Below are 3,530 nucleotides of genomic sequence, written 5' to 3'. Positions count from 1 at the left end.
CTTCAGACACATCAAGATCTTGCTGCAAATATTCATAACCACAAAAATATTGCCAATAAATATTTTCCTTTAGCTCTTCCTCCGTAAACGAATCAGAACCGTTGTACATAGCTTGAAGCATTGATAGTGCTAGCATTACTCTATGATCTTTCTTATTTCTACCAAATTGCTTGATTTCAATGTTAGGCAATGCTCTGGCTTCAAGTTCAGACCAATTTACTAAATCCCTTAGTTTATATAACTTGTTTTTAGGATTTAGTTTTGTAGATAATTTCTCTTCAAATAACCTTTCTTGTTTTTGGAGAAAAGTAATATTTTCTATAGGCATAATTTTAAAATCCGTAAGCTTTATGCGGTAATTATACCATTTTCTTATGGATTTTGTAAGCTGTTTATGACATGAAACCCCTTGTTAATTCAGGCGGGGAGAGTTTTGACGGAGGGACTACTTAAACCCAAATATGGATAAGAGAAATATTAGATTTAGTTATGTCCGGCAAGAAACACAGTCATACCGGGCTTGATCCGGTATCTTCTTATCTACCGTCGTGCTGAACTCAGTGGGCTTCGCATGTCTCTTCGGGCAAGTAATCTTCTCCTATCTCATGAGATCCTGAACTAAATTCAGGATGACCGTACGTACAGCAAGCCCCAGTATAAAACCATACGACTCTATTCCTTATCCATAAGTTCACTTTACTTAATCGCATCTCTAAGATTAAGATCAGGTTTTTTTAGTTGTATCAAAAGAAGTGCCGCGTAAGTAGTCAGTTGCTAACATTTTAGGTTTTCCTTCAGGTTTTAGGGATTTAATTATTAATGTTCCGCTGCCGCAAGCAACCTCAAAATTATTATTTAGAATTTCTCCAGGATTAGATTGGTGTTGGTTGTTAGTCCAAGTTGCTTCAAGTATTTTTATAGTCTTAGAATCATGTATAAAATACACTCCAGGCCATGGGTTCATTCCTCTGATCTTACAATCAATATCAAATGCAGAATCATTCCAATTAACTTTTGCCTCTTCTTTTGTCAATTTATCAGCATAAGAGCTACCTATCTCTGACTGCTTAATTCTGGGTAAAGTATCAATATTTTTTAGCACCTCTAGAAGTAATTCTCCACCAATTTTAGCGCATTGATCATGTAGTTCTTGTAGAGTAACTTTTGAGTGTAGAGCTAAATTTGTTTGCAAAATTATATCCCCAGTATCAAGCCCTTTATCCATTTGCATTATACATACAGCCGTCTCTGTTTCTCCGTTTATAATTGTTCTTTGCAGTGGCGCGGCTCCTCGGTACTTAGGAAGTTTGGACGGATGAATATTTAGACAGCCATATTTCTTGGCTCTTAGTATATTCTCTGGAATAATAAAACCATAGGCAACTACAACAATTATGTCAGCTTCAATTGAATCAATCAATTTGATGGCTTCTTCGTTCTTAAGCGTTTTTGGCGTGTAGACTTCTATATTATGCGAAATGGCTAAATCATGAACTGGTGAATTAGTAAGCCTCATTCCCCGCCCCTGTGCCTTTGGTGCCCTGGTAAAAACAGCTTTTACCCTGTTATCACTTGATAAAATTAGATTTTGCAGAGCCGGAATAGCAAACTCTGGCGTTCCCATGAAAATTATATCCACAATTTATCCTTAAAGTAAAATTCCTATTTGTGCTTATTAATTAACCTGACCTCTGGATAAAAGTTATCAAAAGCAACCACTAGCCCCCCTGGCTTGATCCGAGGTCTTCTTGAGATCCTGAAACAAGTTCAGGATAACTCACACGGTTTATCACTTAGTTCAGGTTAATTAATTCTAGCTATTTGGTAGTAGCAGACATTTTTTTTAATTTTGTAAGCTTACGAAGAACAACATTTTTCTTTAATACAGATAAATAGTCAATGAGTATTTTTCCATTTAAATGGTCCATTTCGTGTTGAATTGCTCTTGCCAACCATCCTATAGCTAAAAGAGTCTGAACTTTATTATTATAATCAAGATATTTTATTTTAATTGAAGCGTGCCTTGAAACAGGTACTCCTTGATCTGGAACTGACAAACAATATTCTTCAGCTTCAATAAGTTCATCAGAAGCTTCTGTTATTTCAGGATTGGCAATATATAGTGGATAGAATCCCTCTGGTCTTTCTTCTTCATCATCATTTTGCAAATCTAATACTAAAACTCTCTTTAGTACACCTACCTGATTTGCTGCTAATCCAACACCACGATCTTCATACATAGTCTCAAGCATATCATCCATAAGCTTTCGCACTGAATCATCAACTGACTCAACAGCAATTGCTTTCTTTTTTAAAATTGGATCTGGTGCTGTTAGCACTTCAAGCTTTGCCATAAACATTGATCTATATTAACTAATTAGTGGGTTATTATAACATAAATAGTATAAACTGTAAATATAAGTTAAATCTTACTCAAACGGTTTTACAATAACCATTACAACTGCGATAATCATTAATATTGGTGGTATTTCGTTGATAAGCCTATAAAATTTTTCAGAATGCTTATTAGTACCTTTGAGGAAATCTTTTCTCCATTTGGCTAGTATTCCATGAAAGATAGTCAAACCAAGAACAGCTGTCATTTTTATATGAAACCAAACACCAAGAGCTACAAATCCGTAAATATAAGCTATTAATATGCCAAAAAAATAGGTTAAAATCATAGAAGGAGTCATAATGATTTTCAGTAATTTATATTCCATCTGCTGAAATGTTTTATCCATTTCTGAACCAACTTCTGCTCTAGTATGATAAACAAATAGCCTTGGCATATAAAACATTGCCGCCATCCATGATATAACACAAATCACGTGAATGGCTTTGTACCACATAAAATAATCTGCCATAAAATCTTTCTTAATTTATTTTTTTACACGGACATTTTGTAAAGTTACTTGGACAAATCCTTAAAAAAGACGAAGAGGTTAAAAATTCTCCATCTTTATCTTGAGCTTTTAGTATAATCTCACTCAACGATTTAATAAATAGGTTATTAATACTTAATGTCGGAACTCTGATATAATTTACTCCCTTTTTATCAGCAATATGTTTATATTCTATATCAAGTTCAACAAGCGTCTCTGAATGCTCACTAACAAAAGCAATAGGAACTATTACCAATTCTTTTCCATCCTTTACAGCATTTTCAATCTCATCTTCAGTACTTGGACCGATCCACTCCAGTGGTCCAACTCTACTTTGGTAAGTAATTTTATAATCAAAACCTTCAAATGGCATCTGATCAATTACTTCATTTACAGAAGCTTCAATTTGCCATTGATAAGGATCACCAGACTCAATTATTTTTTTTGGTAAACCATGGGCTGAAAATAATACTCTATAATTATTTTTATCTTTTACTTTATTTATCGCTTCGATAATAAGATTAACATGGGCTTTAACAAAATTATCATCTAGGGGATAACAACATATTGTCTTAGAAATAATGTCTTTAATCAATGATTTACTTTTTATTTTAGTAAATTCTTCTATTGAAGATGCTGTAGTTG

General features: G+C 33.7%; 6 protein-coding genes. All 6 read right to left on the bottom strand.

Annotation, left to right across the window (positions count from 1 at the left end; translation table 11 throughout):
* A partial coding sequence (locus Megvenef_RS08075) for a transposase (RefSeq protein WP_322776028.1) occupies nucleotides 1–328 on the bottom strand: 328 nt, incomplete at its 3' end.
* A 229-nt stretch (nucleotides 329–557) separates the two neighbouring features.
* The gene (locus Megvenef_RS08070; RefSeq protein WP_322777437.1) at nucleotides 558–710 is read right to left on the bottom strand and encodes a hypothetical protein; all 153 of its coding nucleotides are present in this window, start codon (nucleotides 708–710) and stop codon (nucleotides 558–560) included.
* Nucleotides 711–724: 14 nt separating this feature from the next.
* Nucleotides 725–1,639, bottom strand: a complete 915-nt coding sequence (gene fmt / locus Megvenef_RS08065; RefSeq protein WP_322777436.1) for a methionyl-tRNA formyltransferase — start codon at nucleotides 1,637–1,639, stop codon at nucleotides 725–727.
* 178 nt (nucleotides 1,640–1,817) lie between these two features.
* Complete coding sequence (def, locus tag Megvenef_RS08060) at nucleotides 1,818–2,354, bottom strand: peptide deformylase (protein ID WP_322777435.1); 537 nt, start codon at nucleotides 2,352–2,354, stop codon at nucleotides 1,818–1,820.
* Between the two features lie 75 nt (nucleotides 2,355–2,429).
* A complete protein-coding gene (gene hemJ / locus Megvenef_RS08055) occupies nucleotides 2,430–2,867 on the bottom strand; it encodes a protoporphyrinogen oxidase HemJ (RefSeq protein ID WP_322777434.1) in 438 nt (145 codons plus the stop codon).
* Nucleotides 2,868–2,877: 10 nt separating this feature from the next.
* The coding region (hemH, locus tag Megvenef_RS08050) for a ferrochelatase (protein WP_322777433.1) at nucleotides 2,878–3,530 on the bottom strand (653 nt) is incomplete at its 5' end.

Origin of the sequence: Candidatus Megaera venefica (genome assembly GCF_034554655.1) — a bacterium.
In the GTDB taxonomy this organism is placed as follows: Bacteria; Pseudomonadota; Alphaproteobacteria; order Rickettsiales; family Rickettsiaceae; genus Megaera_A; species Megaera_A venefica.
The sequence above is the reverse complement of the archived record's forward strand: the minus strand, read 5'-3'. Positions and strand labels throughout refer to the sequence as shown.